This is a genomic window from Aeromonas sp. FDAARGOS 1408, from assembly GCF_019048665.1.
GTDB classification, from domain to species: domain Bacteria; phylum Pseudomonadota; class Gammaproteobacteria; order Enterobacterales; family Aeromonadaceae; genus Aeromonas; species Aeromonas dhakensis.
Genome location: NZ_CP077394.1, coordinates 1,231,822 through 1,257,183, shown reverse-complemented (window position 1 = coordinate 1,257,183; position 25,362 = coordinate 1,231,822). Strand labels below are relative to the sequence as shown.

18 protein-coding genes are annotated in these 25,362 nt (G+C 64.0%); 17 read left to right on the top strand and 1 reads right to left on the bottom strand.

The genetic code is table 11. The annotated features are described in order from the left end of the window. The first annotated feature begins 167 nt into the window (after positions 1-167). From I6L38_RS05970 to I6L38_RS05895, 16 genes are all read left to right on the top strand, one after another. A complete protein-coding gene (locus I6L38_RS05970; protein WP_005299842.1) occupies positions 168-572 on the top strand; it encodes an NADH-quinone oxidoreductase subunit A in 405 nt (134 codons plus the stop codon). A 29-nt stretch (positions 573-601) separates the two neighbouring features. Further along, complete coding sequence (locus I6L38_RS05965) at positions 602-1,276, top strand: NADH-quinone oxidoreductase subunit B family protein (RefSeq protein ID WP_024941392.1); 675 nt, start codon at positions 602-604, stop codon at positions 1,274-1,276. Between the two features lie 2 nt (positions 1,277-1,278). Beyond that, on the top strand, positions 1,279-3,084 hold the full coding sequence (gene nuoC, locus I6L38_RS05960) for an NADH-quinone oxidoreductase subunit C/D (RefSeq protein WP_010634272.1): 1,806 nt from the start codon (positions 1,279-1,281) through the stop codon (positions 3,082-3,084). A gap of 61 nt (positions 3,085-3,145) precedes the next feature. Continuing rightward, positions 3,146-3,688: an NADH-quinone oxidoreductase subunit NuoE gene (gene nuoE / locus I6L38_RS05955; protein WP_043170968.1), complete on the top strand. Its 543-nt coding sequence runs from the start codon at positions 3,146-3,148 to the stop codon at positions 3,686-3,688. Beyond that, positions 3,685-5,052 (top strand): NADH-quinone oxidoreductase subunit NuoF, encoded by a 1,368-nt coding sequence (nuoF, locus tag I6L38_RS05950; protein WP_043170967.1) that lies wholly within the window; start codon positions 3,685-3,687, stop codon positions 5,050-5,052. Before nuoE ends, nuoF begins: the two co-directional genes overlap by 4 nt. 68 nt (positions 5,053-5,120) lie before the next feature. Then, positions 5,121-7,850: an NADH-quinone oxidoreductase subunit NuoG gene (nuoG, locus tag I6L38_RS05945; protein WP_043170966.1), complete on the top strand. Its 2,730-nt coding sequence runs from the start codon at positions 5,121-5,123 to the stop codon at positions 7,848-7,850. Next, positions 7,847-8,815: an NADH-quinone oxidoreductase subunit NuoH gene (gene nuoH, locus I6L38_RS05940; RefSeq protein WP_005299829.1), complete on the top strand. Its 969-nt coding sequence runs from the start codon at positions 7,847-7,849 to the stop codon at positions 8,813-8,815. The genes nuoG and nuoH overlap by 4 nt, the downstream gene beginning before the upstream one ends. 128 nt (positions 8,816-8,943) lie before the next feature. Continuing rightward, entirely contained in the window at positions 8,944-9,486 is a 543-nt protein-coding gene (gene nuoI, locus I6L38_RS05935; protein WP_005299827.1) for an NADH-quinone oxidoreductase subunit NuoI, read from the top strand. 10 nt (positions 9,487-9,496) lie between these two features. Then, entirely contained in the window at positions 9,497-10,048 is a 552-nt protein-coding gene (nuoJ, locus tag I6L38_RS05930; protein WP_010634277.1) for an NADH-quinone oxidoreductase subunit J, read from the top strand. Continuing rightward, positions 10,045-10,353: an NADH-quinone oxidoreductase subunit NuoK gene (nuoK, locus tag I6L38_RS05925; RefSeq protein WP_005299823.1), complete on the top strand. Its 309-nt coding sequence runs from the start codon at positions 10,045-10,047 to the stop codon at positions 10,351-10,353. The genes nuoJ and nuoK overlap by 4 nt, the downstream gene beginning before the upstream one ends. Next, positions 10,350-12,197, top strand: a complete 1,848-nt coding sequence (gene nuoL / locus I6L38_RS05920; RefSeq protein WP_043170965.1) for an NADH-quinone oxidoreductase subunit L — start codon at positions 10,350-10,352, stop codon at positions 12,195-12,197. Before nuoK ends, nuoL begins: the two co-directional genes overlap by 4 nt. A gap of 78 nt (positions 12,198-12,275) precedes the next feature. Further along, complete coding sequence (gene nuoM / locus I6L38_RS05915; protein WP_043170964.1) at positions 12,276-13,796, top strand: NADH-quinone oxidoreductase subunit M; 1,521 nt, start codon at positions 12,276-12,278, stop codon at positions 13,794-13,796. Between the two features lie 61 nt (positions 13,797-13,857). After that, positions 13,858-15,321, top strand: coding sequence for an NADH-quinone oxidoreductase subunit NuoN (nuoN, locus tag I6L38_RS05910; protein ID WP_010634280.1), 1,464 nt, complete (start codon positions 13,858-13,860; stop codon positions 15,319-15,321). 190 nt (positions 15,322-15,511) lie between these two features. Next, positions 15,512-16,642, top strand: coding sequence for an FIST signal transduction protein (locus I6L38_RS05905; protein WP_043170961.1), 1,131 nt, complete (start codon positions 15,512-15,514; stop codon positions 16,640-16,642). Continuing rightward, positions 16,639-18,072, top strand: coding sequence for an HD domain-containing phosphohydrolase (locus I6L38_RS05900; RefSeq protein WP_024941381.1), 1,434 nt, complete (start codon positions 16,639-16,641; stop codon positions 18,070-18,072). Before I6L38_RS05905 ends, I6L38_RS05900 begins: the two co-directional genes overlap by 4 nt. A 16-nt stretch (positions 18,073-18,088) precedes the next feature. Beyond that, complete coding sequence (locus I6L38_RS05895; protein WP_024941380.1) at positions 18,089-19,615, top strand: HD domain-containing phosphohydrolase; 1,527 nt, start codon at positions 18,089-18,091, stop codon at positions 19,613-19,615. A 60-nt stretch (positions 19,616-19,675) separates the two neighbouring features. Here the strand turns inward: I6L38_RS05895 and purL are convergent, their stop codons facing one another. Continuing rightward, a complete protein-coding gene (gene purL / locus I6L38_RS05890; RefSeq protein ID WP_216989281.1) occupies positions 19,676-23,581 on the bottom strand; it encodes a phosphoribosylformylglycinamidine synthase in 3,906 nt (1,301 codons plus the stop codon). 149 nt (positions 23,582-23,730) lie between these two features. On the opposite strand from purL, the gene mltF reads away from it, so the two are divergent. Continuing rightward, positions 23,731-25,221, top strand: a complete 1,491-nt coding sequence (gene mltF, locus I6L38_RS05885; RefSeq protein WP_216989280.1) for a membrane-bound lytic murein transglycosylase MltF — start codon at positions 23,731-23,733, stop codon at positions 25,219-25,221. Positions 25,222-25,362: the final 141 nt, after the last annotated feature.

Genomic DNA, 25,362 nt, shown 5'->3' with positions numbered 1-25,362 from the left:
TGAAAATGATTCTCAAATAGGAACATTGACCCCGCTTGCAAAATACGATTTTCCTCCCGCTGATTAATAATTAATCCCCTGAAATGACATGTAAATCAGTATCGAAGTGGCATAATACGTAACATCCTTGTTAAGTCTCGTGATTAATTTGGTTAGGGAAAACTCCTATGTTTGCTGATATTGCTGTCCAGCATTGGGCTTTTGCTGTCTATGTAGTTGGGGCCATCTGTATCTGCCTGATCATGATCGGCCTGGCAGCCCTGCTGGGAGGCCGCGCCTACGGCCGAGCCAAAAACAAGCCCTTCGAATCAGGCGTAGACTCCGTGGGCAATGCCCGTCTGCGCTTCTCCGCCAAGTTCTATCTGGTTGCCATGTTCTTCGTCATCTTCGACGTGGAAGCGCTCTATCTCTTTGCCTGGTCCGTCTCCGTTCGGGAGAGCGGCTGGGTCGGCTTCATCGAGGCCACCATCTTCATCTCCTTGCTGCTGGTAGGACTCATCTACCTGTGGCGCATCGGCGCCCTCGACTGGGCACCGAAAAAACGCGTCCTGACCGACAAGAAGCCAGACTGAATTACTGATTATCCCTTTGAGGTTGCACCATGAAGTACACCCTGACCCGGATTGACCCGGATGCGCCGGTTGAGCGCTACCCCCAGGAACAGCGCCAGATCGTCGAGGATCCCCTGGCTCAAGAGGCCTCACGCGGCATCATGATCGGGCGCCTCGAAGAGGTGCTGCAGGACACGGTCAACTGGGGCCGCAAGAACTCCCTCTGGCCCTACAACTTCGGCATCTCCTGCTGCTACGTAGAGATGTGTACCGCCTTCACCTCCCCTCACGACGTGGCCCGCTTCGGTGCCGAAGTCATTCGGGCCTCACCGCGCCAGGCCGATTTCATGGTGATCGCCGGCACCCCCTTCATCAAGATGGCCCCGGTCATCCAGCGCCTGTACGAACAGCTGCTCGAGCCCAAGTGGGTCATCTCCATGGGGGCCTGCGCCAACTCGGGCGGCATGTATGACATCTACTCGGTCGTTCAGGGCGTCGACAAGTTCCTGCCGGTCGACGTCTACATTCCGGGCTGTCCGCCCCGTCCCGAGGCATTCCTGCAGGCCTTGATGCTGCTGCAGGACTCCATCGGCAAGGAGCGCCGTCCGCTCTCCTGGGTGGTGGGCGATCAGGGCATCTATCGCCCCCAGATGCCTGCCGAGAAGGACCGCAAGCGTGGCGAGCGGATCAACGTCACCAACCTGCGCACGCCGGATGAGATCTGACCATGAAACTGACTCGAGAATTTCCCAGCAACTACGCCATGGCCCAGTGGCAACCGAGTGATCACAAAGACGCTCAGGTAGTCGGCGAGCTGTTTGCCCATTTCGGTGCCGAACGCTTCACCATCCAGAATACCCGCACCGGCGTGCCGGTGGTCTGGCTCTCCCGCGAGCTGCTGCTGGATGTGATGGGGTTCCTTAAAAAGCTCCCCTCCCCGTTCGTGATGCTGTTTGACTTGAGCGCCACCGACGAGCGGATGCGCAGCCATCGTCACGACCTGCCCGACAGCGACTTCACCGTCTTCTATCACCTCATTTCCATCGATCGCAACGCCGACCTGATGTTGAAGGTGCCGCTCAAGGAGGGGGATCTGACGCTGCCCACCGTCAGCCGCCACTTCCCCAACGCCAACTGGTATGAACGGGAAGTGTGGGATCTGATGGGCATCAACTTCGACGGTCACCCGCACCTGACCCGCATCATGATGCCCAAGAGCTGGCAGGGTCACCCGCTGCGCAAGGATTATCCGGCGCGGGCCACCGAATTTGATCCCTTCATGCTCGATGCCGCCAAGCAGGACATGGAGCAGGGCAACCTGATGTTCAAGCCGGAAGAGTGGGGCATGAGTCGCGGCAACGAGAACGAGGACTACATGTTCTTGAACCTGGGTCCCAACCACCCCTCCGCCCACGGCGCCTTCCGCCTGGTACTGCAGCTCGATGGCGAGGAGATCCGCGACTGCGTGCCCGATATCGGCTATCACCACCGCGGTGCCGAGAAGATGGGCGAGCGCCAGTCCTGGCACAGCTACATCCCCTACACCGACCGGGTCGAGTACCTGGGCGGGGTGATGAACAACCTGCCCTACGTGCTGGCGGTCGAGAAGCTGGCCGGCATCAAGGTGCCACAGCGGGTCGACATGATCCGGGTGATGCTGGCTGAGCTGTTCCGCATCCAGAGTCACCTGCTGTTCATCGGTACCTATATCCAGGACGTGGGCGCCATGACCCCGGTCTTCTTCACCTTCACCGACCGGCAGCGGATTTACACCATCATCGAAGCCATCACTGGCGCCCGCATGCACCCGGCCTGGTTCCGCATCGGCGGCGTGGCCCACGATCTGCCCGTCGGCTGGCAGCGACTGGTGCAGGACAACCTGCTGAGCTGGCTGCCCAAGCGGCTGATGGACTATGAGAAGGCCGCCATGCGCAACAGCATACTGCGTGGCCGCACCATCGGCGTCGCCGCCTACACCACCGAACAGGCGCTGGCCTGGGGCACCACGGGCGGTGGTCTGCGCGCCACCGGCCTCAACTTCGACGTGCGCAAGTGGCGCCCCTACTCCGGCTACGATCAGTTCGAATTCGAGGTACCGGTCGGTGCCAACGGCGATGCCTACGATCGCGCCTTGGTGCGCATCGAGGAGATGCGCCAGAGCATGCGCATCATAGAGCAGTGCATGAAGAACATGCCGGAGGGGCCGTTCAAGGCGGATCACCCGCTCACCACGCCGCCACCCAAAGAGCGCACCCTGCAGGACATCGAGACCCTGATCACCCACTTCCTGCAAGTGTCGTGGGGCCCGGTCATGCCGGCCGCCGAGTCCTTCCAGATGATCGAGGCGACCAAAGGGATCAACAGTTATTACCTGACCAGCGACGGCTCCACCATGAGCTACCGGACCCGGATCCGCACCCCGAGCTTTGCTCACCTGCAACAGATCCCCTCGGTGATCCGTGGCCAGATGGTGTCGGACCTCATCGTCTATCTGGGCAGTATCGATTTCGTTATGTCGGATGTGGACCGTTGAGTAACGGCTGTTACCAAGAACCGTTACACGACAACAAGAACAAGCCACAAAAGGTTATGCCATGAGCCAGCAATGTCAGTGCCAACACAATCCGTCCCCGCAGGGACAGAGTTCATGCCAGGGCAAGGGGAACGATTTCGTCCTGAGCCAGGCAGAACGCGATGCCATCGAGCATGAGAAACACCACTACGAAGATCCCCGCGCCGCCAGTATCGAAGCGCTCAAGATAGTGCAGCAGGCCCGCGGCTGGGTACCTGACGGTGCCATCCACGCCATCGCCGCCGAGCTCGGCATCCCCGCCAGCGACGTGGAGGGGGTCGCCACCTTCTACAGCCAGATCTTCCGCCAGCCGGTCGGTCGCCACATCATCCGCGTCTGCGACAGCATGGTCTGCTACATCAACGGCCACGAACAACTGCTGGCCGGCCTGAAAGAGGTGATGGACCTGGCCCCCGGCCAGACCTCCGCCGATGGCCGCTTCACCCTGCTGCCGGTCTGCTGCCTCGGCAACTGCGACAAGGGGCCGGCCCTGATGATCGACGACGACACCTATGGCGGGCTCGATCCCGTCAGCCTGCTCAAGACCTTGGAGGCTTACCCATGAGTCTGGCATCCCTTGGTACCGCCAACCGCATCGCCCGCGCGGCCGACACCCATCCCCTCACCTGGCGGCTGCGCGACGACGGCCAGCCGGTCTGGCTGGATGAATACCAGAGCAAGCAGGGTTACGATGCGGCCCGCAAGGCACTGAGCCAGATGAGCCCTGATGAAATCGTCGGCACCGTCAAGGATGCCGGCCTCAAGGGTCGCGGCGGCGCCGGCTTCTCCACCGGCGTGAAGTGGGGCCTGATGCCCAAAGACGAGAGCATGAACATCCGTTACCTGCTCTGCAACGCCGACGAGATGGAGCCGAACACCTACAAGGATCGGCTGTTGATGGAGCAGCTGCCCCACCTGCTGATAGAGGGGATGATCATCTCGGCCAAGGCCCTCAAGGCCTACCGTGGCTACATCTTCCTGCGCGGCGAGTACGTCGATGCCGCCACCAACCTGCGCCGGGCGGTAGAAGAGGCCAAGGCCGCCGGGCTGCTTGGCAAGAACATCCTGGGCTCGGGCTTTGACTTCGAGCTGTTCGTCCACACCGGCGCCGGCCGTTACATCTGCGGCGAAGAGACGGCGCTCATCAACTCCCTGGAAGGGCGCCGCGCCAACCCGCGCGCCAAACCCCCCTTCCCCGCCGTTTCCGGCGTCTGGGGCAAGCCCACCTGCGTCAACAACGTCGAGACCCTGTGCAACGTGCCCGCCATCATCGGCAACGGTGTGGCCTGGTATCAGGGGCTGGCACTGCCGGGTTCGGAAGATCACGGCACCAAGCTGATGGGCTTCTCCGGCAAGGTCAACAACCCCGGCCTGTGGGAGCTGCCGTTTGGCATCACCGCCCGCGAGCTGTTCGAGAACTACGCCGGCGGCATGAAGCCCGGCTATCGCCTGAAAGCCTGGCAACCGGGTGGAGCCGGTACCGGCTTCCTGCTGCCCGAGCACCTGGATGCCCAGATGTACGCCGGCGGCATCGGCAAGGTCGGCACCCGGATGGGCACGGGCCTTGCCATGGCGGTGGATGACAGCATCAACATGGTCTCCCTGCTGCGCAACATGGAAGAGTTCTTCGCCCGCGAGTCCTGCGGCTGGTGCACCCCCTGCCGCGACGGCCTGCCCTGGAGCGTCAAGCTGCTGCGCGCGCTGGAGCGGGGCGAGGGTCAGCCAGGGGATCTCGCCACCCTGGAGCAGCTGGTCAGCTTCCTCGGCCCGGGCAAGACCTTCTGTGCCCATGCCCCTGGCGCCATCGAACCGCTGGGCAGTGCGATGAAGTATTTCCGCTCCGAATTCGAGGCCGGCGTCAAGGCGCCGCAGGATAGTCACAAGCAGCTCAAGGGTATCCAGCCCAACCTGCTGGGCGAGCGCTGGTAAGGCGCCCAGTGCGCCCGCTGAACCGGCGCGAGCCACAGAATTTATCTCATTGAAGTCAGGGAAGTTGTATGGCCACCATTCATGTAGACGGTAAAGAGTTCGAGGTAGACGGGGCAGATAACCTGCTGCAAGCCTGTCTCTCCCTTGGGCTGGACGTCCCCTATTTTTGCTGGCACCCGGCGCTCGGTAGCGTCGGCGCCTGCCGCCAGTGTGCGGTGAAGCAGTATCAGAATGCCGACGACAAGCGCGGCCGCCTGGTCATGTCCTGCATGACTCCCTCCACCGATGGCACCTATATCTCCATCGAGGATGAAGAGGCGAAGGAGTTCCGCAAGACGGTGGTGGAGTGGCAGATGACCAACCACCCCCACGACTGCCCGGTGTGCGAAGAGGGTGGCGCCTGCCACCTGCAGGATATGACGGTGATGACCGGCCACAACAGCCGGCGCTACCGCTTCACCAAGCGCACCCACCAGAATCAGGATCTGGGTCCCTTCATCAACCACGAGATGAACCGCTGCATCGCCTGCTATCGCTGCGTCCGTTACTACAAGGACTACGCCGGCGGCGAGGATCTCGGGGTCTACGGTGCCCACGACAACGTCTACTTCGGCCGGGTCGAGGATGGCACCCTGGAGAGCGAGTTCTCCGGCAACCTGGTGGAGGTCTGCCCCACCGGCGTGTTCACCGACAAGACCCACTCCGAGCGCTACAACCGCAAATGGGACATGCAGTTCGCCCCCAGCATCTGCCAGGGGTGCTCGGTCGGCTGCAACATCAGCCCGGGTGAGCGTTATGGCGAGCTGCGCCGCATCGAGAACCGCTATCACGGCGCCCTGAACCACTACTTCCTGTGCGACCGCGGCCGCTTCGGCTACGGCCACGTCAATCTGACCGACCGCCCGCGCCAGCCCCTGCTGCAGGATGGCAATGACAGGCTGGCCATCACGGTGGATGGTGCCCTGAACCGGGCCGCCGATGCCCTGCGCACCGCCAGTGGCGTCATCGGCATCGGCTCGCCGCGGGCGTCGCTTGAGAGCAACTTCGCCCTGCGCGAACTGGTGGGTGCCGCCAACTTCTACAGCGGCGTCGAGCAAAGCGAATGGGAATGCCTGAAGAAGATGCTGCAGATCCTGCAGCACGGTGGTGTGCGCACCCCCAGCCTGCGTGACATGGAAGAGGCCGATGCCGTGCTGGTGCTCGGCGAGGATGTCACCCAGACCGCCGCCCGCATCGCCCTGGCCCTGCGTCAGGCAGTCAAGGGCAAGGGCCGTGAAATCGCCCGCAAGCTGAAGGTGGATCTGTGGCAGGTCGCCGCGGTGCAGACCCTGGCCCAGAACGAGCGCTACCCGCTGCTCATCACCAGTCTCGACACCACCCGGCTGGACGACGTGGCGAGCGGCACCCTGCACGCCCCCCACGCGGATCAGGCGCGCCTCGGCTTCGCCATCGCCCATCTGCTCGATGGCAGCGCCCCTGCCCTGACCGATCTCGCCCCCGAGCAACAAGCCCTGGCCGCCAGCTGGGCCGCGCTGCTCGGCAACGCCAAAAAGCCGCTCATCATCGCCGGCACCGGTGCCCGCAGCCAGGCGCTGCTTGAGGCGGCCAGCAACATCGCCCGCGCCCTCAAGGGCCGTGGCCAGGCCGTGGAGCTCGCCCTGGTCGCTCAGGAGACCAACAGCCTGGGGCTGGCCATGCTGGCCGGCAATGCCGCCCCGCTGGAAGCCGCCCTCGAGCGTATCGAAAGAGAAGAGAAGCTCGCGCTGGTGATGCTCGAGAACGATCTCTACCGCCGCGCACCGCGCAGCCGCGTCGATGCTGCCATCGACCGCCTGCAGCACCTGCTGGTGGTCGATCACCAGGACACCGGCACCGCCCAGAAGGCGAACCTGGTGCTGCCTGCCGCCAGCTTCGCCGAGGCAGACGGTACCCTCATCAACATGGAAGGCCGCGCCCAACGCTTCTTCCAGGTCTATGCCCCCGCCTTCTACGACGCCGATATCCAAGTGCGCGAGAGCTGGCGCTGGCTGGCTGCCCTGCAAGGGGCGCTGGATCGCAAACCGCTGCGCTGGAACAACTTCGACGAGGTGAGCAGTGCCTGCGCCGCCAGCGCTCCGCTGCTGACCGCCATGCGCGAGGCCGCGCCCAACGCGGGTCTGCGCATCCGCGGCATGAAGCTCGCCCGCGAGCCGCACCGCTACAGTGGCCGCACCTCCATGCTGGCGGATCAGAACGTGAGCGAACCCAGAGTCGCCCAGGATCCCGACTCCCCCTTCAACTTCTCCATGGAAGGCTACGCCGGTGCCCGCCAGCCGCTGCAACAGGTGCCATTCGCCTGGGCGCCGGGCTGGAACTCCCCGTCCGCCTGGAACAAGTTCCAGGACGAGGTGGGTGGCAACCTGCGCGCCGGGGATCCCGGTCGCCGTCTGCTGGAAGCGGGCGAGGAGAGCCTCGGCTGGTTCGACACCGTCCCCGCCCCGTTCAGTGCCAAAGAGGCGCTGCAGGTGGTGAGCTATGACCAGCTGTTTGGCGGCGAAGAGCTCTCTGCCAGAAGCCCGGTCATCCAGGCCCGCATGAGCGAGCCCGTGCTGGTGCTGAACCCGGCCGACGCCAACCGTCTCTCCCTCAGTGCCGGCAACCAGGTCGCCTTCTCCTGGGGTGGCCACCACTGGCGGCTGACCCTGCGACTGAGCGAGCATCTGGCTGCCGGTCTGGTTGGCCTGCCGCTTGGTGTCAGCGGTCTGCCGACCGCCCTGCACCAGCAATATCTCGCCAACCTGCAGGAGGCCATCGCATGAGCGACTCTCTGATCGATCTGTTGCTGGAAATCGGCAAGGCATTGATCGTGCTGGTGGGGATCGTGGGGGCCGGCGCCTTCATGAGCTTCATCGAGCGCCGTCTGCTGGCGCTGTGGCAGGATCGTTACGGCCCCAACCGGGTAGGCCCCTTCGGCCTGCTGCAGCTGGCGGCCGACATGATCAAGATGTTCTTCAAGGAGGACTGGATCCCGCCCTTTGCCGATCGCCGGATCTTCGTGCTGGCCCCCATCATCGCCTTTACCGCCTTCATTCTGGCGTTTGCGGTGGTGCCGATCACCCCCACCTGGGGCGTGGCGGATCTCAACGTGGGGCTGCTCTACATCCTGGCCATCGCGGGGCTGGCGGTCTATGCCGTGCTGTTCGCCGGCTGGTCGAGCAACAACAAGTACTCCCTGCTCGGCAGCCTGCGCGCCTCGGCCCAGACCCTCTCCTACGAGGTGTTCCTCGGCCTCTCCTTGATGGGCATCGTCATCCAGACCGGCAGCTTCAACCTGCGGGATATCGTGGAAGCGCAGGCAGGACTGTGGAACATCATCCCCCAGTTCCTGGGCTTCATCACCTTCCTGTTTGCCGGCGTCGCCGTCACCCACCGCCATCCGTTTGACCAGCCGGAAGCCGAGCAGGAGCTCGCCGACGGTTATCACATCGAGTATGCGGGCATGAAGTGGGGTCTGTTCTTCGTGGGCGAGTACATCGGCATCGTGCTGATCTCTTCGCTCATCGTGACCCTGTTCTTCGGTGGCTGGCACGGCCCCTGGCTGCCGCCTTTCATCTGGTTTGCCCTGAAGACCGCCTGCTTCATGGTGTTCTTCATCCTGCTGCGGGCCTCCCTGCCCCGCCCGCGCTTTGACCAGGTGATGTCGTTTGGCTGGAAAGTCTGCCTGCCGCTGACCCTGCTCAACATGCTGGTCACCGGCGCCGTGGTGCTGATGAATGCGCAGTGAGGCCCCGATGGACAGAAAAATTGTGATGCCGTTTGGCTGGAACGTCTGCTTGCCCGCCGCCCTGCATCCCGCTCGGGATGCAGCCGCTACGGGCTGTGGTGCTGATGAATGTGCAGTGAGGCACGACTATGAAAATTATTAACATCATCAAGGGTGTCGGCACCCAGTTACGCAGCCTGGGCATGGTGTTCTCCCATGCCTGGCGCCCCCGCGAGACCCTCAACTACCCGGAGCAGGCCGTCTATGCGGCGCCTCGCTATCGCGGCCGCATCGTGCTGACTCGCGACCCGGACGGCGACGAGCGCTGCGTGGCCTGCAACCTGTGTGCGGTGGCCTGCCCGGTCGGCTGCATCTCGCTGCAAAAATCCGAACGGGAAGATGGTCGCTGGTATCCGGAGTTCTTTCGCATCAATTTCTCCCGCTGCATCTTCTGCGGCCTGTGCGAAGAGGCCTGCCCCACCACCGCCATCCAGCTGACGCCGGATTTCGAGATGGGCGAGTACCGCCGCCAGGACCTGGTGTACGAGAAGGAGGATCTGCTGATCAGCGGGCCCGGCAAGTACCCGGACTACAACTTCTATCGCATGAGCGGGATGGCCATCGACGGCAAGCCGAAAGGGGATGCCGAGAACGAAGCCAAGCCCATCGATGTCAAGAGCCTGCTGCCCTGAGGAGTCAATCATGGAACTGGCATTCTATGCCGCGGCCCTGGTCGCCATTTACAGCACGCTGCGGGTGATCAGCACCAGCAATCCGATGCACGCGCTGCTCAATCTCATCATCTCCCTCATCGCCGTGGCCATGATCTTCTTCTGCCTGGGCGCCGCCTTCGCGGGCGCCCTGCAGGTGATCGTCTACGCAGGCGCCATCATGGTGCTGTTCGTGTTCGTGGTGATGATGCTGAACCTGGGCTCGGCCCAGGATCAGGAGAAGCACTGGCTCACTCCCACCACCTGGGTGGGCCCGGGCCTGCTTTCGCTCATTCTGCTGGGTTTTCTGGCCTACGGCATTCTCGGGGTCACCGGCGGTGAACTCGGTCTGACCGACGTCAGTGCCAAAGCGGTCGGCATCGCCCTGTTCGGTCCTTACGTGCTGGCGGTGGAGCTCGCCTCCATCCTGCTGCTGGCGGGTCTGGTCACCGCCTATCACCTTGGCCGCGAAGACAAGAGCGGCGAGGTACTCTCGGTGCCCCGCACCCCGGCCCGTCCATCACAAGAAGGAGGTCAGCAATGAATGGCATCCCCATGGAGCACGGACTGCTGCTCGCCGCCGTGCTGTTCTGCATCGGCCTGTGCGGCCTGCTGATCCGCCGCAACTTGCTGTTTATCCTCATGAGTATCGAGATCATGATGAACGCCTCGGCACTGGCATTCGTGGTGGCTGGCAGCCGCTGGGCCCAGGCCGATGGCCAGATCATGTACATACTGGTGATTTCTCTGGCGGCAGCGGAGGCCAGTATCGGCCTCGCCCTGTTACTGCTGCTCTATCGTCGTTACCACACCCTCAACGTGGACACTGTGAGCGAGATGCGCGGATGAGCCTCCTATACCTGACTTTTCTGTTTCCGCTGCTGGGATGGCTGGTGCTGGCCTTCTCCCTCGGTCGTTTCGGCGAGCGCACCTCGGCGCTCATCGGCGTCGGCAGCATAGGGTTGTCGGCCCTCACTACCCTGTGGGTCGGCATTGATTTTCTCAACACCATGCCGGCGGGCGGCGTCTATACCCAGACCCTGTGGCAGTGGATCTCGGTGGGCAGCTTCAGCCCCAGCTTCCGCCTGGCACTGGACGGCCTGTCGCTGACCATGCTGGGCGTGGTCACCGGGGTGGGCTTCTTCATCCACCTGTTCGCCTCCTGGTACATGCGTGGGGAAGAGGGCTATTCGCGCTTCTTCACCTACACCAACCTCTTCATCGCCAGCATGCTGTTCCTGGTGCTGGCCGATGACCTGCTGTTCGTGTATCTGGGCTGGGAAGGGGTAGGTCTGTGCAGCTACCTGCTGATCGGCTTCTACTACAAGGATCGCAACAACGGCGCCGCCGCCCTCAAGGCGTTCGTGGTGACCCGGGTCGGCGACGTCTTCCTCGCCATCGGCCTGTTCATCCTCTATCGCGAGCTCGGCACTCTCAACATCCATGAGCTGCTGGTGCGCGCCCCCACCCTGTTTGCCGAAGGCTCCCCCGCCCTGTCGCTGGCCTGCCTGATGCTGCTCGGCGGCGCCGTCGGCAAATCGGCCCAGCTGCCGCTGCAGACCTGGCTGGCGGATGCCATGGCGGGCCCGACCCCGGTCTCGGCACTGATCCACGCGGCCACCATGGTGACCGCCGGTGTCTATCTCATCGCCCGCACCCACGGTCTGTTCCTGCTGGCCCCCGAGATCCTGCATCTGGTGGCGCTGGTCGGGGCCATTACCCTGGTGCTGGCGGGCTTTGCGGCCCTGGTGCAAACCGACATCAAGCGGATCCTGGCCTACTCCACCATGAGCCAGATCGGCTACATGTTCCTGGCCCTCGGCGTTGGTGCCTGGGAAGGGGCCATCTTCCACCTGATGACCCACGCCTTCTTCAAGGCGCTGTTGTTCCTCTCCGCCGGTGCCGTGATCGTCGCCACCCACCACGAGCAGAACATCTTCAAGATGGGGGGCTTGCGCAAGAGCCTGCCGCTGGTCTATGCCTGCTTCCTGGTAGGGGGCTCGGCCTTGGCCGCGCTGCCGCTGGTGACCGCCGGTTTCTACAGTAAAGACGCCATCCTGTGGCAGGTGCAGGCCAGCGGCCAGAGCGCCCTGCTGTGGGCCGGTCTGGGTGGTGCCTTCCTCACCTCCCTCTACACCTTCCGCCTCATCTTCATCGCCTTCCACGGCGAGGCGAAGACCCAGGCTCATCCCGGCCACGGTCTGGCCCACCAGCTGCCGCTGCTGGTGCTGATGGTGCTCTCCACCGGCATCGGCGCCCTGATAGTGCCGCCGCTGGCGGGGGTACTGCCGACGGGTCCGGGGGATCACATCGAAGAGGGGCGCCACGCGTTGGAGATCACCTCCGCCGTCATCGCCATCGCCGGTATCGCCCTGGCCGCCTTCCTGTTCCTGGGCGAGCGCCGCCTGGCCAGCAGCATAGCCAACAGCGCGCCGGGCAAGTTGCTCAGCACCCTCTGGTTCAACGCCTGGGGCTTTGACTGGCTTTACGATCAGCTGTGGGTCAAACCGTATCTGCTGGCGACCCGGTTGCTCGGCAAGGATCCGCTGGACTGGATGATGAACCTGCCGGCCTGGCTGGCCCAGAGCGGCCACCAGCTGCTGGCCTGGACCGTTTCCGGCAAGTTGCGCTGGTATGCAGCCTCCATGGGGATGGGCGCCGCCCTGATCCTGGCCCTGCTGCTGCTAGGCTGATCCCGTGATGCAGCCCCTGAACTCGCAGCAAGCCCACGGGCCTGCACAGTGACTAGAACATAGACGAGAGCTGATATCGTGACCTTACTCTGGATCTTGTTAATACCCTTCATCGGCGGTCTGCTCTGTTGGCAGACCGAGCGATTCGGCGAGTACTTCGTACGCTGGGTCGCCCTGCTGTCGATGAGCGCCTGCCTGCTGCTCTCCTGCGCCATCTGGTGGAGCGGCGACTTCACCCTGGCAGCCCAGGGCGGCGTGCCCGTCTGGGCCGCCGAACTGCAACTGCCCTGGATCCCCCGCTTTGGCATCTCACTGCACCTGGCGGTGGATGGCTTGTCGCTGCTGATGGTGATCCTCACCTGCTTCATCGGCGTGCTGGCCATCCTCTGTTCCTGGAAGGAGATAGTGCAGCGCATCGGCTTCTTCCACCTCAACCTGCTGTGGATTTTGGGTGGCGTACTCGGCGTCTTCATGGCGCTGGACCTGTTCCTCTTCTTCTTCTTCTGGGAGATGATGCTGGTGCCCATGTACTTCCTGATTGCGCTGTGGGGCCACTCGGTCACCGACGGCAAATCCAGGATCAACGCCGCCACCAAGTTCTTCATCTACACCCAGGTCAGCGGCCTCATCATGCTGGTCGCCATCCTGGGCCTGGTGCTGACTCACCACGCCGCCACCGGCGTGTTCACCTTCAACTATCAGGACTTGTTGAACACCCCCATGAGCGAGGGTGTGCAGTGGCTGCTGATGCTGGGCTTCTTCATCGCCTTCGCGGTCAAGATGCCGCTGGTGCCGCTGCACGGCTGGCTGCCGGATGCCCACAGCCAGGCGCCGACCGCGGGTTCCGTGGACCTGGCGGGGATCCTGCTCAAAACCGCCGCCTACGGCCTGCTACGCTTCGCCCTGCCGCTGTTCCCCGAGGCATCCGCCGAATTTGCCCCCTACGCCATGGTGCTGGGCCTCATCGGCATCGTCTACGGCGCCATCGTGGCGTTCGCCCAGACCGACATCAAGCGGCTGGTGGCCTACACCAGCATCTCCCACATGGGCTTCGTGATGATCGCCATCTATTCGGGCAGCGAGCTGGCCCTGCAGGGCGCCGTGGTACAGATGATCGCCCACGGTCTCTCCGCCGCCGGCCTCTTCATCCTGTGCGGTCAGCTCTACGAGCGTCTGCACACCCGGGACCTGCGCCTGATGGGCGGGCTGTGGGGTCGTCTGCGCTACCTGCCCGGCGTGATGCTGTTCTTCTCGATCGCCTCTCTGGGGATGCCGGGCACCGGCAACTTCGTCGGCGAATTCCTGATCCTCATCGGCAGCTTCCAGGTTGCCCCCGTGCTCACCATCATCGCCACCTTCGGGCTGGTACTGGCTTCGGTCTACTCCCTCATCATGCTGCAGCGCGCCTGCTTCGGTACCCCCAAGGACGAGAGCGTGCTCAAGGGGCTCGACAGCCGCGAGCTGGTGATGATGATGACCATCGCCGGTCTTTTGGTGCTGCTCGGTGTCTATCCCCAACCGGTGCTCGACACCGCGGGCAACAGCCTGCTGAGCGTGCTGCACTGGTACGCCCTGCCCTTCGCAGGAGCATTGCAATGAGAGTGACCGCTGTTAAACCGCTGGCCCTGTTGCCTTCCTTGTCCCTTACAGGAGCACTGCAATGACCTTCACCGCTTCGCAACTGCTGGCCCTGCTGCCCCTGTTGCTGACAACCGGGGCCATGGTGGCCCTGATGCTGGCCATCGCCTGGAAACGGTGTGATGACACCGCCTTCGTGGTCACCATCGCCGGCCTCAACCTCGCGCTCTTCTCCCTGCCCATCGTGATGGCGCAAGGCGATCAGGGGGTCACCCCGCTGCTGCAGATCGATGGCTACGCCGTCTTCTACATGGGGCTGGTGCTCATCGGCGCCCTGGCCACCTGTACCTTCGGCCGCTCCTGGCTCAAGGGCTATCCGGACAACCGGGAAGAGTTCTACCTGCTGCTGCTGATCGCCACCGCCGGTGGCCTGGTGCTGGCCGGCTCCCGTCACCTCGCCTCCCTGTTCATCGGGATCGAGATGCTGACCCTACCGATGTTCGGTCTGGTGGGCTACGCCTATCGCGAGCGCCACTCGCTGGAGGCCAGCATCAAGTACATGGTGCTCTCCGCCGCCGCCACCGCCTTCCTGCTGTTCGGCATGGCGCTGCTCTATGCCCAGGCCGGCAGCCTGAGCTTCAGCGATCTGGGGCTGACCCTGGCCACCACCCCGGCTCACCACCCGCTGCTGATGGGCGGTCTGGGTCTGATGCTGGTCGGCTTTGCCTTCAAGCTCTCCCTGGCGCCGTTCCACCTCTGGACCCCGGACGTGTACGAAGGGGCGCCGGCCCCGGTGGCCACCTTCCTCGCCACCGTCAGCAAGATCGCGGTGTTCTGCGTGCTGCTGCGCTTCTACCTGGCGGTACCCGCCGCCGCGGATCCCATGATCCACTGGCTGCTGGCCGCCATGGCGGTGGTCTCCATCGTCATCGGCAACCTGCTGGCCCTGCTGCAGACCAACATCAAGCGGATGATGGGTTACTCCTCCATCTCCCACTTCGGCTACCTGCTGGCGGTGATCGTGGCGAGCCGTCTCGGCCAGATGCCGGTGGAAGCGGCCGGCGTCTATCTGCTGATGTATCTGTTCACCAGCTTGGGGGCCTTCGGCGTCATCAGCATGATGTCCAGCCCCTATCGCGGCAAGGATGCGGACTCCCTGCACAGCTACCGCGGCCTGTTCTGGCGTCGCCCCTACCTGACCGCCGTGCTGACCGTGATGATGCTCTCGCTGGCCGGTATCCCCATGACGCTCGGCTTCATCGGCAAGTTCTACCTCATCGGGGTGACCGTCGATGCCAAGCTGTGGTGGCTCTCCGGCGCCATCGTGCTCGGCAGTGCCCTGGGTCTCTACTACTACCTGCGGGTCATGGTCACCCTCTACCTGCGCGAGCCCGGCATGCAGCTGCGCGACGCCAAGGGGGACTGGGCCATCACCTCCGGTGGTCTGGTGGTGCTGCTCTCCGCCGCACTGGTGGTGGCACTGGGTCTCTATCCCCAGCCGGTCATCAGCCTGGTGCAGGGCTTCCAGAACGTGGTGCTGCGCTGATTTCACGCCACCCAAAAAAACCGGCCCAAGTGGCCGGTTTTTTTATCTGCCCAGAGCGGGATGTCCGCTCAGCTGTCTCAAATTTATCTGCCTTTATAACGGCTTATAAGCGCTTATCGGACACGACCGGGTATCCACCTCGCCCGCCTTGCTGATATATTGGCCATTGGCAGGAAAGGAGTTCCGAGGGATGATGCAGCCCGCTTTTCTTTCATTCGATACGCAGCCACTGGCCGATGCACTGCAGCCCTATCGCGGGGAGCGGCTCGATCTCTTGCTGGCCGAGCAGGATGCCGGGCACGTGGCCGAGTTGCAGCAGCAGTGCCGGCGGCTCGATATTCGGCTCAGCGGCGCACTCTTTCCCCGCCTCATCAGCCGCCACGGCTTTCATGAGCACGGTGCCTGGCTGCTGCCGCGCCCGGCTTCCCACGCCCCCCTGCTCATCCCGCTCGATCCCGCCGCCAGCACAGACCTGCAAGTCAGCACCCTTTGCGATGCGCTGCTCCCCCAGCTTGCGCAGTGGCCAGAAGCCGCAGGCGTACCGACCCTCTTTCTGACCTTTGATGCCATGATCCCCAACATCGCCTCCCTCCTCGAGGGGATCTATCTGCATCTCGCGGACAGGGTCAATTATGCCGGCGTCAATGCCGGCAGCGGCCAGTTCCGCCCCATGCCCTGCCTGTTCGACAACCACAGATTGCTGGCGCAGGCGGTCTGCTGCACCCTGCTGCCCCACCACAGCTACCCGCTGCTCGAGCACGGCTATCAGCTCACCGCCCAGCCCATGCTGGCCACCAGCAGCGAGGGCAACAAGATTGCCTTCATCGACTGGGAGCCGGCCTTCAGTCGCTACCAGTCCCTGGTCCAGCAACAGTTCCAACAGCGCCTGACGCCGGATCAGTTCTACCAGTACGGTGTCCACCTGCCGCTCGGGCTGCTGCGGGCCAACGGCGACGTCATCGTGCGCATCCCGGTCGCCGTCACCGACGAGGGGGCTCTGCTCTGCGTCGGGGAGGTGCCGGATCACAGCATCCTCACCCTGCTCAAGGCGCCGCAGAGCCCGACCGCCCACGCCATCGAGCTGGCCGAAAAGCTGAGCCGGCACGGCGCCCCCGAGCGCCTCGAGATCTACTACTGCGCCGGCCGTCAGCAGCACTTCGGCGAGCAGAGCACGCTGGAGCTGAAGACCCTCTTCAGCCACAGCGGTGCCCACGAGCTGGTGGGCGCCCTCTCCCTTGGCGAGATCGGCAGCCTGCGACCAGGGGAGTATCCGCTGTTTCACAACGGAGCCATTCTCTGCAACGGGGAGGGACGGCGATGAACAACGACCACGCCATGGCCATCGTCTGCGATCTTGCCCTCTGCATCGGTCGCGAGGTCACTCTGGACGCCCTGTTGACCAAGGTGCTGCAGCGTTTTCTGTTTCACTGTGCCTGCCCGGTCGGGCTGGTGCTGCAGCAGTTGCCACAGGGTGAGTACAAGATCATCAAGGCGATCGGGGATGAGCAGCTGGTCAGCCATCAGGGGGAGCCGCTCGCGCTGCCCCACTGGGTCGGCGACGGCGAGCAGTGCATCCTGCACGCCCCGCTGCCGCTGCCCGCTGCACGCCCCTACCCCTTTGCCTACCGGCTGCGGATCGAGGGGGGTTACCTGATGCTGCTGCTCTCCCCCAATGCGGAGCAGCAGGGGGAGCGGCTCTGTCACCTGTTCAGCCCCATCCTCGGCAACCTGGCCCGCGCCATCCAGCTGTGCCGGGACAGCGAGCAGCTGGCGCTGCGCCAGCAGGCGGAGCTGGTCGACATGCAGCGCTTCAACGAATCCCTGCTCAAGGCAATTCCCATTCCGGTGTTTTACAAGGATGTCGAGGGGCGTTTCATCAGCTGCAACCCGACCTTCACCCAGATCACCGGCATCAGCAAGGCCGAGCTGCAGGGCAAGCGGGTGGACGAGCTCCTGCCCCCGGAGATGGCCGACGAATACACCCAGCGCGACCTGGAAGTGCTGCGCAGCAGGCAGCCGCAATATTTCGAGCACACCCTGTTTGACCGGGAGGGCCGCCGCTATCAGGTGCTCAACTTCAAGGATCTCTTCTACGACCATCAGGGCGAGGTGGCCGGCATCATAGGCGCGCTGGTCGACATCACCCACATCAAGGAGAGCGAGCAGCAGCAACGTACCCTGCTGTTCCAGACCATAGCGGCGCTCTCCTCCGCCATCGCCCACAAGGATCCCAGCACCGCGGGCCACGAGCGGCGCGTGCACGATCTGGCGCTGGCCATCGGCCAGCATCTGCAACTCGCGCAGGATCGGCTGGATGGACTGGGCCTCGCCGCCATGGTGCACAACATCGGCCTGCTGCAGATCCCCGCGGAGATCCTCACCCGCCCCCGCGAATTGCGGGAGGTGGAGTTCGAGCTCATCAAGCTGCACCCGCAGGCGGGCTGTGAAATTCTGCAGCAGATAGACTTCCCCTGGCCCATCGCCACCATAGTGCAGCAGCACCATGAGAACATGGACGGCAGTGGCTATCCGCAGGGATTGCAGGGGGATGCCATCTGCCTGGAGGCGCGCATCATCCGGGTGGCCGACTCCCTGGCGGCCATGACCGCCCACCGTCCGTTTCGGCGGGCCCTCTCCTTCACCGATGCCTTCGCCGAGCTGACCCGCTATGCCGGTGTCCACTACGACGAACAGGTAGTCAGCGCCTGCTTCGCCGTCTGGCAGGCTGGCTACCGCTTCGCCCCCCTTTGACCGAGGCTGGATGACGATGAGTTCAAGACCCGCACCGCCCTTTACCCCGCTGTCCACGGCAGCCCTGCTTGGTCAGGTGATGGATCAGCTGCCCTACCGGGTGCTGCTCAAGGATACCCGCTCCCTCTTCATCGCCTGCAACCGGCTTCTGGCAGACGATCTCGCCCTCACCCCGGCCGAACTGGCCGGCAAGTGCGATGCCGACTTCTTCCCGGCCGAGCTGGCCCAGCGCTATCGGGACGACGATCTCAGGGTCATGGCCGGCGGCATCACCCAGCGCCACGAGGAGCCTTATCTCAAGGGAGGTGAGGCCCGCTGGCTCAGCACCACCAAGTTTCCCCTGCACGACGAGCTGGGCCAGGTGGTCGGCGTCGGGGTCTTCTTCGATGACATCACCGAGAAGAAGCAGCAGCAAGAACGGCTGCAACAGTACACCTGGACCCTGGAGGCCATCGGCCGCGCCCATCACGCCATGCTCAGACCGGACGACGAGCAGACGCTGCTGCAGGAGATCTGCGACGCCATCACCTTCGACGGCCGTTTCCCCCTCGTCACCGTGCTGCAGGAAAAACCTGACCAGCACACCCTGCAGGTGCTGGCGCAGGCGGGCAACGCAACCTGGTTTGCCAGCGACGAGTGGCTCACCCGGGATCCCGCCCTGCACCAGGCCATCAGCACAGAGATGCCGTGCAACGAGGCGCTCCCCTGCGAGCTGGTACATCATTCGGCCACCCTGCGCGCCCGCCTGCTGCTGCCGCTGCAGTGGCACACCGGCGGGCACGGCGGCCTGCTCATTCACAGCGAGCAGGCCCGCCCCTTCACCGACGAGGAGGTGCACCTCTTCAGCCAACTGGCGGACTACCTTGCCTATGGCCTGCAGGCCCGCAGCACCCAGCAGGCCTACCTCACCGCCCAGCGCGACAAGATGCTGCATGCCCGTCAGCTGGAGCTGGCGCTGGAAGATGCCCTCGGTGCCATTGCCGCCGTGCTGGAGCAGCGCGATCCCTATACCGCCGGCCACCAGAAGCACGTCGCCACCCTGGCGCTGGCCATCGGTCGCGAGCTGCAGCTCGATGAGAAGCGGTTGCGGGGACTCTATCTGGGGGCCATGGTGCACGACATCGGCAAGATCCAGGTGCCGGTCGACATCCTCACCAAGCCGGGGCGGCTCACGCCCCAGGAGTTCAACCTGGTCAAGGAGCACCCGGGCGCCGGTTATCAGGTGCTCAAGGACATCGCCCTGCCCTGGCCCATCGCCCAGATGATCCACCAGCACCACGAGTACATCGACGGCTCAGGCTACCCGGCCGGGCTCAAGGGCGAGCAGATCCTGCTGGAGGCCCGCATCCTCACGGTGGCCGACATAGTGGAGTCCATGTCCTCCGATCGCCCCTACCGCGCCGCCCTCGGCATTCCCCAGGCCAGGGCCCATATCATCCAGCTGCGCGGCACCCGGCTGGATGAAGCCGTCGTGGACGCCTGCCTGCGCATTCTCGATCGCGGTGACTTCATCCCCCACGAACTGGGTCACGGCCGCCCCTAGCGGGAACGTCGCCATAAAAAAAACCGGCCACAAGGGCCGGTTTTTGTTTGCGTCGCAGGCTTAGCCCAAACGAACCCGGGCATTGCGGAACATCCGCATCCAGGCGCCATCCTCGCCCCAGTTGTCCGGGTGCCAGGAGTTGGCCACGGTGCGGAACACCCGCTCCGGGTGCGGCATCATGATGGTGGCGCGACCATCCGTGGTGGTCACGGCGGTGATGCCGTTCGGCGAACCGTTCGGGTTGGCCGGGTACTGTTCGGTCACGTTACCGCGGTTGTCCACGAAACGCAGTCCCACCAGGCCGCTGGCTTGCAGCGCCGCCAGGTGAGCGGCATCGCGCACCTCCACTCGTCCTTCCCCGTGGGAGACGGCGATCGGCATCATGGAACCCGCCATGCCGGCGAAGAAGGCGGACGGGGAGTCCTGTACTTCCACCAGGCTGAAGCGGGCCTCGAAGCGCTCGGAGCGGTTGCGCACGAAGCGCGGCCAGAGATCGGCGCCCGGGATCAGCTCGCGCAGGTTGGACATCATCTGACAGCCGTTGCAGACACCCAAGGAGAGCGTATCGCCGCGCTCGAAGAAGCGCTGGAACTGCTCGCGGGCCCCCTCGTTGAACAGGATGGACTTGGCCCAGCCTTCGCCCGCCCCCAGCACGTCGCCGTAGGAGAAGCCACCGCAGGCCACCAGGGTCTGGAACTGCTCCAGCTTGATACGGCCTTCGAGGATATCGCTCATATGCACGTCGACGGCGGTGAAGCCGGCGCGGTCAAACGCCGCCGCCATCTCCACGTGGGAGTTGACCCCCTGCTCGCGCAGCACCGCCAGACGGGGGGAGACCCCGCGGGCAATGTAGGGTGCAGCCACGTCCTCGGCCGGGTTGTAGCTGAGCTTGGCCTGCAGGCCAGGATCGGCTGCGTCCTGACGGGCGGCATGCTCCTGATCCGCGCACTCGGGGTTGTCGCGCAGACGCTGCATCTGCCAGCTGGTCTCGCCCCAGATGGTTCGCAGGGCAGTGCGGCTGGCGCGATAGACCTCCTGACCTGCCCGCTGCAGAGTGATGAGATCCCCCTCGCGCACCGTGCCGAGCACGTGGGAGCAAGCCGCCAGACCGTGACCGGCCAGCAGGGTCATCACCGCCTCCTTGTCTTCACGACGCACCTGGATGACGGCCCCCAGCTCCTCGTTGAACAGGGCCGGCAGCAGGTCGCCACCGATGCGATCCAGTTGCAGGTCGAGGCCGCAGTGACCGGCGAAGGCCATCTCCACCAGGGTGACGAACAGGCCGCCGTCGGAGCGGTCGTGGTAGGCGATCAGCTTGCGATCGGCCACCAGTGCCTGAATGGCGTTGAAGAAGCCCTTGAGCTGGACCGGGTTGTCCAGGTCCGGCGCCTTGTCACCCAGCTGGCGATAGACCTGAGCCAGGGCGGAGGCGCCGAGGCGCTGCTTGCCGTTGCCAAGGTCGATGAGGATAAGGTCGGTTTCACCAAGATCGCTGCGCAGTTGCGGGGTGACGGTGTTGCGCACGTCCTCCACCCGGGCAAAGGCGGATATGAGCAGGGAGAGCGGCGAGGTGACGCTTTGCTCCTTGCCATCCTGCTGCCAGCGGGTCTTCATGGACATGGAGTCCTTGCCCACCGGGATGGTGATGCCAAGGGCCGGGCAGAGCTCCTCGCCCACCGCCTTGACCGCCTCGTAGAGACCGGCATCTTCGCCCGGGTGACCGGCTGCGGCCATCCAGTTGGCGGAGAGCTTGACCCGCTTGAGCGATCCGATGTGGGCCGGCGCCAGGTTGGTCAGGGCCTCGGCCACCGCCATACGGGCGGAAGCCGCATGAGAGAGCAGCGCCACCGGGGTGCGCTCGCCCATGGACATGGCTTCGCCATGGTAACTGTCGTAGGTGGCGGCGGTGACGGCGCAATCAGCCACCGGGATCTGCCAGGGGCCGACCATCTGGTCGCGGTTGACCAGACCGGTCACGCTGCGATCGCCGATGGTGATGAGGAAGGATTTCTCCGCCACGGTGGGCAGACGCAATACCCGCTCGGCGGCGTCGCCGAGGGTGATGCCATCCAGTTGCAGTGCCTTGCCCTGGGCGGGCAGGCTCGCTACGTCGCGGTGCATCTTGGGGGTCTTGCCCAGCAGCACGTCCAGCGGCAGATCGATGGGGTGGTTGTCAAAGTGCTGGTCGGATAGGGTCAGGTGTTTCTCTTCGGTGGCGCTGCCGATGACGGCATAAGGTGCACGCTCACGCTCGCACAGCGCCTTGAACAGCGACAGCTTCTCTTTGGCCACCGCCAGCACGTAACGCTCCTGGGATTCGTTGCACCAGATCTCGAGCGGGCTCATGCCCGGCTCGTCGTTCGGGATGGCACGCAAATCGAAGCGACCGCCGCGATCGCCGTCGCTCACCAGCTCCGGCATGGCGTTGGAGAGGCCACCGGCACCCACGTCGTGGATGAAGACGATGGGGTTGTCGTCCCCCAGTTGCCAGCAGCGGTCGATCACCTCCTGGCAACGACGCTCCATCTCGGGGTTGTCACGCTGCACCGAGGCAAAGTCGAGGTCCTCGGCCGACTGACCGGAGGCCATGGAGGATGCGGCGCCGCCGCCCAGACCGATGTTCATGGCCGGGCCACCCAACACGATGAGGGCCGCCCCTACCGGGATCTCCCCTTTCTGGACGTGCTCGCTGCGGATGTTGCCGATGCCGCCCGCCAGCATGATGGGTTTGTGGTAGCCGCGCACCTCGATGCCATTGTGGCTCGGCACCTCCTCTTCGAAGGTACGGAAGTAACCGAGAATGGCCGGACGGCCGAACTCGTTGTTGAAGGCGGCGCCGCCAAGCGGCCCCTCCTGCATGATGTCAAAGGCGCTGACGATGCGGCTCGGCTTGCCGAAATCCTGCTCCCAGGGCTGTTCGAAACCCGGGATGCGCAGGTTGGAGACGGAGAAGCCCACCAGGCCCGCCTTGGGCTTGGCGCCACGGCCTGTCGCACCCTCGTCGCGGATTTCGCCGCCGGAGCCGGTAGCAGCGCCCGGGAAGGGGGAGATGGCGGTTGGGTGGTTGTGGGTCTCCACCTTCATCAGGATGTCGACCTGCTCCTGATGATACTGGTATTCGCCGTTGGCGGGACTCGGGAAGAAGCGGCCACCCTGGCTCCCTTCCATCACGGCGGCGTTGTCTTTATAGGCAGACAGGACATGATCCGGCGTCTGCTCGAAGGTGTTCTTGATCATCTTGAACAGCGACTTGGGCTGCTGCTCACCGTCGATGGTCCAGTCGGCGTTGAAGATCTTGTGGCGGCAGTGCTCGGAGTTTGCCTGGGCAAACATGTAGAGCTCGATGTCGTTGGGATTGCGACCCAGCCGGGTGAAGTTCTCCACCAGGTAGTCGATTTCGTCGTCGGCCAGCGCCAGGCCCAGTGCCACGTTGGCCTCGGCCAGGGCGGCGCGACCACCACCCAGCACATCTACCTGGGTGAAGGGGCGCGGCTCCTGATGGGCAAACAGGGCGGCGGCCTCGTTCATCTCGCCAAACACCGTCTCCATCATGCGGTCGTGCAGCACGGCGGCCACGTCGGCGCGTTGGGCAGCGCTCAGCTCACCCTTGGCCTGCACGTAATAGGCGATGCCGCGCTCGAGCCGCTTGACCTGGGTCAGGCCGCAGTTGTGGGCGATGTCGGTTGCTTTGGAAGACCAGGGGGAGATAGTGCCGGGGCGGGGGGTAACGAGAAACAGCTGACCGCTGGGGGTGTGTTCGGGGATGGTCGGGCCGTAGCGCAGGAGCTGGCCCAAGGTCGCTCGCTCCGGGGGCGACAGCGGGCTCGAGAGCTCGGCGAAGTGCACAAATTCGGCATAGACATCCTCTATCTCTACTCCTCTCTCCTGTTTCATCTGCGCGAAGCGTTGCAGCAGTTTTTGGACACGAAACTCAGACAGTGCGGGGGCACCACGCAAGATATCCATATGACCTTTCTCACCAAGTGTTGAAGTGGGGGGGAATTGAGACGCGCGTATTATAGGGATCAGGCCGACGGCGGACAAACGTTTTTCTTGTTTTGCCAAGTGTGACTCGGTCCACACTCTCTGGTATAAAGGTGCCTCTTTTTTGACAAATGCCGATTTTTTCAACAAGGGTACTCACCTACTTGCGCTGCATTTTTCGACTGTTTATCGGGCTGATGTTGCTGCTGACCCTGGTCGGTTGCGACTTCTACACCCCCTCCAGCCAGCTGGAGCAGATCCGCCAGCGGGGCGAGATCCGGGTTGGCACCATCTACGGCCCCACCTCTTATTACCAGCGTGACGACACCGCCCAGGGGTTCGATTACGAGCTGGCGAGAAGCTATGCCGACTGGCTGGGGGTCAAGCTGACCATAGTGCCTGTCTACTCCACCGCCGAGCTGGTGGATCTGCTCAAGAAGGGCAAGCTCGATCTGGCCGCTGCCGCCATCGTCATCACCCCGGAGCGGCGCCAGCTGTTTCGCTTCGGCCCCGGCTTCTACCAGGTCTCGCCCAAGCTGGTCTATCGCAACGGCTCCCCCAAGCCCAAGGGCATCGGCGATCTCAAGGGCAACATAGTGGTGCCTGCCGGCTCCACCGGGGAGGATCTGCTCAAGGAGCTGGCCAAGCAGCACCCCAACCTCAAGTGGAGCACCAACCGGGACGCCGACGTGGAGGAGCTGCTCAAGCAGGTGGCCGACGGCAAGATTGACTACACGGTGGTGCAGGATACCGTGCTGGCCCGTACCCAGCGCTACTACCCCGAGCTCACCGAGGGGATGACGCTGGCCAAGAACCAGACCGTGGCCTGGGCCATGACCAAGCTGCCGGACGACAGCCTCTACGCCAGCATCATCGATTTCTTCGGCCAGCGCTTCATGGATGGCGCCATCGCCAAGCTCGACGAGAAGTATTTCGGCCACGTGCAGAACTTCGACTTCGTCGACACCCGCACCTTCCTGCAGCGGGCCAAGAGCCTGCTGCCCAAGTATCAGGATCTGTTCAAGACCCACGCCAAGCTGGTGGACTGGCGCCTGCTGGCCGCCATCAGCTATCAGGAGTCCCACTGGGATCCTGAGGCGCGCTCCTACACAGGGGTGCGCGGCATGATGATGCTGACCGAGCCCACCGCCAAGGCGATGGGGGTCAACAACCGGCTGCACCCGGAGGAGAGCATCAAGGGGGGCGCCCGTTATCTCGAGCAGATGATGGCGAAGGTGCCCGCCTCGGTGCCCGATGACGAGAAGGTGTGGTTTGCCCTCACAGCCTACAACATCGGCTACGGCCACATGATGGATGCCCGCCGCCTGACCAAGGATCTCGGCAAGAATCCGGACGCCTGGAGCGACGTGAAAGAGGTGCTGCCGCTGCTGCAGCAGTCACGCTGGCACCGCAAGGTGCGCTACGGCTATGCCCGCGGCGGCGAGGCGCGCAACTACGTCAACAACGTGCGCCAGTACTACCAGAGCCTGCTTTGGCTCGACAACGAGCAGCAGAAGGCCCATCGCCGCGAAGAGCTGGATGAGGATGACAGCAGCGAGCCGACCAGCGCCGAACGTCCCACCGTCATTGCCGAAGTGGTCAAGCAGATCACCCTGCGCTGATCCCTGTTGACAGGTTTGTTTTTCGGGTGGTTTCTCTGTTACCATCCGACCACACCGGAGCCTATCCGAATCTGTTTTTATCGCACTATTTCATCCACTTGCACTCGGATGACAGCACGTTCAGATAGGCTCCCATCATCA